4 protein-coding genes and 1 pseudogene are annotated in these 6,422 nt (G+C 65.9%); all 5 read left to right on the top strand.

All coding sequences use genetic code 11. The features are described 5' to 3' along the window. The first annotated feature begins 981 nt into the window (after positions 1–981). Positions 982–1,803, top strand: coding sequence for an SAM-dependent methyltransferase (locus tag DQ384_RS40015; RefSeq protein WP_114034107.1), 822 nt, complete (start codon positions 982–984; stop codon positions 1,801–1,803). A 512-nt stretch (positions 1,804–2,315) separates the two neighbouring features. Beyond that, complete coding sequence (locus tag DQ384_RS40010; protein ID WP_181871705.1) at positions 2,316–2,903, top strand: Uma2 family endonuclease; 588 nt, start codon at positions 2,316–2,318, stop codon at positions 2,901–2,903. A gap of 315 nt (positions 2,904–3,218) precedes the next feature. Next, a pseudogene (locus tag DQ384_RS40005) lies at positions 3,219–3,645 on the top strand (transposase); the annotation flags it as partial. Positions 3,646–3,925: 280 nt separating this feature from the next. Continuing rightward, entirely contained in the window at positions 3,926–5,368 is a 1,443-nt protein-coding gene (locus DQ384_RS39995) for a hypothetical protein (protein WP_147269105.1), read from the top strand. A gap of 93 nt (positions 5,369–5,461) precedes the next feature. Further along, entirely contained in the window at positions 5,462–6,124 is a 663-nt protein-coding gene (locus tag DQ384_RS39990; RefSeq protein WP_114034103.1) for an IS1096 element passenger TnpR family protein, read from the top strand. The last annotated feature ends 298 nt before the right edge of the window (positions 6,125–6,422 follow it).

Raw genomic sequence — 6,422 nt, 5'->3', positions numbered from 1 at the left:
CTGCACTCGAAAAGTGCCTTTCGAACTGGTGCGGACAGGATCCTCAGCAAGTCCAATCCTCCCAGTTCAGGGCACTTTTCGCTTCTAAACGATCAACCAAGGCCGTCACCTCGACGAAAGCGCGAGGCTAGTACATCAGCGCGCTCGACTCCCTCGTCGGTCCGCGGCACGTCCGCTCGGTCACGTCCCGCACCCGGACGGGCCGACGTGTGCGCTCCGGGCCTCATGCCAGCCCTCTGTTCACCGCGCAGGCACCCACCTACGTGGCCGCTCTGCTGGACGCCGGCACCGGGACGCCGGTCACGCTGACCACGAGCTTCGACGCCGCTGACTCCCAAGCTCCGCACCTGGAGATCCACGGCGCCGAGGGCGCCCTTGTCCTGCCCGACCCGAATTCCATGACGGCCACGTGCTGCACCGCGCCTACAGCGACCGGAGCTGGGACATCCTCCCTCCCGTCCCGATCATTGGACCTCCAGTCGCGGCCTGGGTGTCCTTGACCTCGCCAACGCGCTTCGCGAGGCCCGCGAACCACGATGTTTCGCGTGGCGCGCCGAACGCGTCGTCCACCTCATCGATGCCATCGTCCGCGCTGCCGAGCTTCATATCCCCACATCGAGCGCCGCACCCGGCCTCAACCACCTGATGACCAAAGGAGCCCGTGTGCCATTCGAGGCCCTGATAGTCGGCTTCGGTGGAGCCTCACCACCGCCTGGACGACTGCGCCCGCGCCTTCTCCTTGGAATGCGGACTGCCCGAGGAAGCGTCGCCGGTCGACCACCGATGGTCGTGGTCGTGCTCCTGGTGCGGACTGGCTCGCCCGGGGCACGACTACGCCCGATGTGCGCCGCCGCGAATCGCGTGAAATGCCTCCGTCTGAAATGATGCGGAAGGCCTTACCACGACTTGGCGTCTGATGGAAAGCCGTGACGCTGTTTCTGGTGCCATCAGACCTGTTGCCGCAGCAGAAAGGTGACTGGCGTGCCCAACGAGGATTGGACAACGGGTGTCGATACCACCATCCCCAACGTCGCCCGGATCTACGACTACCAACTTGGTGGGAGCCACAATTTTGAGGCGGACCGCATGGCCGCCAAGTGGATGAACGACAGCAGCCCGAACGTGAGGCCATCCATGCGGGAAAATCGTCACTTCCTTCGCCGAGTGGTCCATTACCTGGTCGGCCAAGGGGTTCGCCAGTTCCTGGACATCGGCTCCGGCCTGCCTACTCGGGGTAACGTCCACGAACTGGCACCGCAGGCCAACATCGTATACGTCGACAACGACCCCGTCGTCATGACGCACATGCGTGCGCTGGTCGCTTACTCCACCGACCGGGTCCGAGCCGTGCAACAAGACGTTCGCCGCCCGCAGGAACTGCTGTCCGATCCGACCGTACGCATGTTCCTGGACTGGGAAAACAGCCCGGTGGCCGTCCTAATGCTGGGCCTGCTGCACTTCGTCCACGACTCCGACGGGCCCGCCGACATCATCGGCACCTTCCGCGATGCCCTGCCCCCTGGAAGCTACCTGGCCATCAGCCACGGCACCGCGACGGGATATCAAAGCGCGCTCGCAGACCAGCGGCGGCTGTTCAATCGGGTGAAAACCGTCTACGCGCGGGCAACCTCGCCGACCTCGCTACGCGATCAGGACCAGGTCACACAATTTTTCGCAGGCTTCGACCTCGTCGACCCCGGCGTGGTGTTCGTCCCGGAATGGCGACCAGATGGGGTCGCTGAAGACATCCCTCCAGCGCAGACCGGCCTGTATGGGGGCGTGGGAAAGCTTCAGCAGAAGTGAAGAGCCCAAGTCTTCCACCTTCCAGAGCGACGACTAAGCCCAACAGGTGCCTGCACCGATTCAGCCAAATCTCTGGAGCGAGCCAGGATCAGTAGCTGCGGGAGACGACGGGGGTCAGGCGCTTCAGCGAACAGATGCCACCAGTCAGCGGCCAGATGGCGTTCGGCGTTCGGCGTTCGGCGGCAGTATCGCCAGAAGGAGGCCGAGCACTCCACCCGATGGCCTGCCCTGCCTGTGCGGCAGGATCCACCTGATCGGCTGTCGGGCGCGGTCGAAGCGGTTCCGCAGCCGAGCCTCATGCAGCGCAGCGCCCCTCATCGGGCACCAAGCGTCGGTCTTCAGCGAGTGGCTGCAAGAGGCGTCCACGCCACCATGGCCACTGATTGAGGCAGGCGGTCCGCATGGACAGTCGGCGCTGCCTGTGGGCCCCGGCCCTGGCCATCCGACAGGCGGATACGGTCGGTGACGCATAACTACGTTGGGTTCACTGCGTGATGGGGGAAGATGCAGACATGAGAACCATGCTGGCTCCGCCCATGAGCACGCCGCACGACGCCGGACGACGCGACCTGGAGCAGCGCTATCAGCGGGTGTGTGACCTTTTTCCAGACCAGCGAGTCGAGATCGTTAACGGCAGGATCGTGATCCGCGAAGTGCCCACCCTTGATCACAATCGGATGATCTTCCGATTGCTGCTGCAGATTATGGCCTTCGCCGACCAGCGCGGATGGACCGCCTGCAACGACATCAAACTGTTCCTCGGAACGCAGGTCGACCGATATCGGCCCGACATCACCGTGGTACCGGCCGAACCCCGGATGTGGGACGCGGAGAACGTCTACGCCGACCAGACATTGCTTGTCGTCGAGGTGGTCTCGCCGAGCTCGCGTGACGACGACAACCTACTCAAGCCGCACAGTTGTTCCCTGGCCGGGGTGCCGCTGTACTTGGTCATCGACCCGCTTGAGAAGACCGCTCGGCTGCTCAGCCAGCCTGGACGAAGCGGATACGTGCAGCAGGACGCCGTGATGCTGGGTGAACTCCTGCTGCTCCCCGACCCGTGGGACCTGAAGCTCGATACCGGGAAATTCCTCAACTGACAAATCGAGGATGCCGGGCGGCGGCCAGCTCCCTCCCTGGTGGCCAGGATCTACGGGCGAGGATGATCCGGCTCTACTGGGGAGGCTGGCTGGACAGGTTCGCTGGCATGGCGCGCCGGGGATGTACTGCCGCCATTCCTGTGGTGATCATGCTGACGGCCGCCAAGCGCGGTCAAAACTCCCGAACAAGTGCGGTCAGTTCCGGGATTGTAAAACTAACGGCGGATCTGATGATCAAGGAAGAGACGTTTGATGTCCGAGACCGCCGTGGAGTCACTGTCCATGAACCAACTGCCTGTCGAGCCGGACCGCTCGATGACGGACGAGCAGCTGATCTCGATGCTCGTGGACCGGGCCCGGGGGTGAAGGGCTGCAGCTGACCGGTGAGGGTGGCCTGCTGCAGCATCTGACCAAGCGGGTGCTGGAGTCGGCCCTGGAAGGCGAGGTCACCGATCACCTCGGCTGCGACAAGCACGACCCAGCCGGGAAGAACAGCGGCAACAGCCGCAATGGCAGCCGCACCAAGACCGTGGTGACCGACGTCGGTCCGGTGGAGGTGCGGGTGCCGCGGGATGTGGCGGGTAGCTTCGAGCCCCAGCTCGTCCGCAAGCGGCAGCGCCGGCTGTCGGGGGTGGACGAGATGGTCTTGTCGCTGTCGGCCAAGGGACTGACCCATGGGGAGATCTCCGCCCACCTGGCCGAGGTCTATGGGGCGAGCGTGTCCAAGCAGACCGCCACCCGCAACTAGTCGCCGCCCTGCGGCAGGGGACGCAGGTCCCGCTGGGGCCGCCTAGCCCGGCGGAGCTGCACGACATGATCAGCCGGCAACCGCCCAGCGACCTCCCGGTAGGCCGCATCCAGCGCCTCGGCCTGCAAGGCCAGGAGTTCCGGGCCGTCGACGCCGAAGTCCGCGTGGACACGCCCGCCAGATCTGGCCCCCTCCGGCACGGGACGCAGAGAGCATTGCGAGATGGCAGGGCGATCTCACCGTGCCCGGTCGCGGCCGCACGGGCAGTCCGTAGGTGATCGGCTCAACCATCACCGTGAGAGGCCGCGCCGCGCAACGCCCGCAGTTCCACGGCGTCGGCGTCGACCTGGGTCTCGGCGCGGCGGGCGCGCTGCCGGGCGTCCTCAGCCTGGGCGGTGAGCGCGGTGATCTGCTCGCGGTAGGCCGCGGGTTCTCCCCGACCAGGGAGGTTCTGCGGTATGACCGGGCAGGCGCCAGGGGGCGCCGGACCGGCGGCCTGGTGCAGACTTTCCCCGTGATGGATAGTGAGCTCTTCAGCAACGGGGCCCTGAACGACTATCTACAGCAGCGGCTGGATGCAGCGGTGAAAGCCGCTGGCCAGATCCCAGCCCAACAGATCCGCTTCTCGCCGGCCGCCGTCATCGAGCACCTGGTAAGCGAATACGCGGTCCAGCCGGCGCAGGTCGATTTCACCGCAATGACCCGGACCGATATCAGCGAGGCGAGGATCAGCTGGCAGAGCGGGTACTACGCGGAGCAGGTGCCTGGACAGCAGTTCTCAGTGATCGTGCCCTTCACTGGCGAGCCGGAACTGTTCAGGCGTCAAGCGAGCACCCGTCACCTGAACTCACCCCCTCGCGCGAGCATTCGCGATGACGCCTTGGTGTTCTACGTCCAAGCTCCCCGCCTCACTCCGGAGCTGGTGGATCAGCAGGTCGCGAGCATGCGGGAAGAGCTGACCCAGCGGCTGCGGTGGGCCGAGAACGATGTTCAGCAATGGGAGGGGCGCCTGCGCTTGGAGGTGAGCCGCGCGGTCCGCGAGCGCAAAAAGCTGCTTGATCATGCAGAGGCGTTGTCCTCGGCGCTCAACATTCCCTTGGCCCCCGCTCCTCCGGACCGGCAGATCCACGTCCCGTTCACGCGGAAGCAACTGCGCATCGAACCGGCTGCCCCCGCCCCGGGACGAGACGACCCCCGGCTGGCCGAGGACATGTACGAGGATGTCGTCAGGACGATCAGCGGGATGAGCAGAGCGGCTGAACGCCTCCCGGCAACCGCCCTCCACTTGGGTGAAGAAGGCTTTCGTGACCTTCTTCTGTTCGTGCTCAACGCCAACTACGAAGGAGCAGTGCGGGGTGAGGTCTTCAACTTCTCAGGCAAGACGGACATCCTGCTGAGCTGGAAGGACCGCAACGTCTTCATCGGCGAGTGCAAGATGTGGGGCGGCCAGAAGAAGTTTGTCGACGCGATCGATCAGCTTCTGGGCTACACCGCGTGGCGGGACACCAAGGCAGCACTCATCCTGTTCATTCAGGGAGGGAACCCCACAGAGATCATCAAGAAGGCCGACGAGGCGATCCGCAGCCACGCCGCCTTCTGCTCAGCAGGTTCAACCACCGAGCCAGAACTTCGTCAGAACTACCTGATGAAAGCGCCTCAAGATCCGCAGCGGTTCGTCACCATGGCGTTCCTGCCGGTGGTGATCCCGGCGAAGTAGGTCCCGCGGGCCCGTCGACACCGCGAGTGCTCGCACCCGCCGGCTCTGGCTGATTTCGCCCGGCACGGTCAGGGTGAAGAGCAGAATGGCGGCATGAGTCGACGGCGGCAGGATTTCAGCTGGTGGTCGGTTCGGGTGGAACTGCTCAGCGGCGGATCAGCCGGCGAGCTGTGGCCCTGCCCGGGCCGAGTGTTCGCCGTGTCCCCGGCGCACACCTTCCACACCTTCGCCGAGGCCATCGATGATGCCTTCGCCCGGTGGGACCGCAGCCACCTGCACCAGTTCACCCTGCCCAAGCTCGGCAAGACGGTGACCGAGTTCCGCTACGCCGACGACGCCGACCCGGCGCGGGAACTGGACGCCGATGAACTCCGCCTCGGCGACGTGCTGGGCCTGGACGAGGAGTTCGGCTACACCTTCGACCTCGGCGACAACTGGCGCCACCGCTGCACGGTCGGCCCCGAGGAGATTGATCCAGAGCAGGTTCTGGGCATGGTGCCGGACCGGCCGCTGCCGTGCTGGGGCTGGGGTGTGATCCCCGACCCCTACGGGCGGCTGTTCGACGGAGACGACGGTGAGACGCCGATCCCCGGCCCGCCGCGCCAGCCCTGGCCATGGCCGAACGCGCCGGAGCCGGCCATTGTCACCGAACACTGCCCGGGCCAGTACACCCGAACGTACACCTCGGGAACCTTCATCGGCGGTCTGCGAGGACCTGACGGCCCTGAGCACGTCCAAGTGGCGCGGAGCGGCTGACCAGCGGCCACGGCATCCCCACGCACTGGATGGGCGGCACCTCGCCGAACGCCGCGTGGGCGCGCCGGTGAGCCAGGGGACGGCGAGCGCATCCGCGCGGCCGGACACTCCGTGCGGATCGTTGAGGAGCAGGGATGGACGAGGAGGTTTGGCGTGTCGGCGGGCACGCTGTGCTACGCCATGTTCGCCAATCCCAAGAGCGGCAACCAGGGCGTCATCGTCCGCGACGGCCAGACCGTCGGCGGGGACCATCCCGGCGGAACCCCGTGGGGGGATGCTGGGCCGGTGGAGGTCCTGT

Origin of the sequence: Sphaerisporangium album (genome assembly GCF_003323745.1) — a bacterium.
Classification (GTDB): Bacteria; Actinomycetota; Actinomycetes; order Streptosporangiales; family Streptosporangiaceae; genus Sphaerisporangium; species Sphaerisporangium album.
The sequence above is the reverse complement of the archived record's forward strand: the minus strand, read 5'-3'. Positions and strand labels throughout refer to the sequence as shown.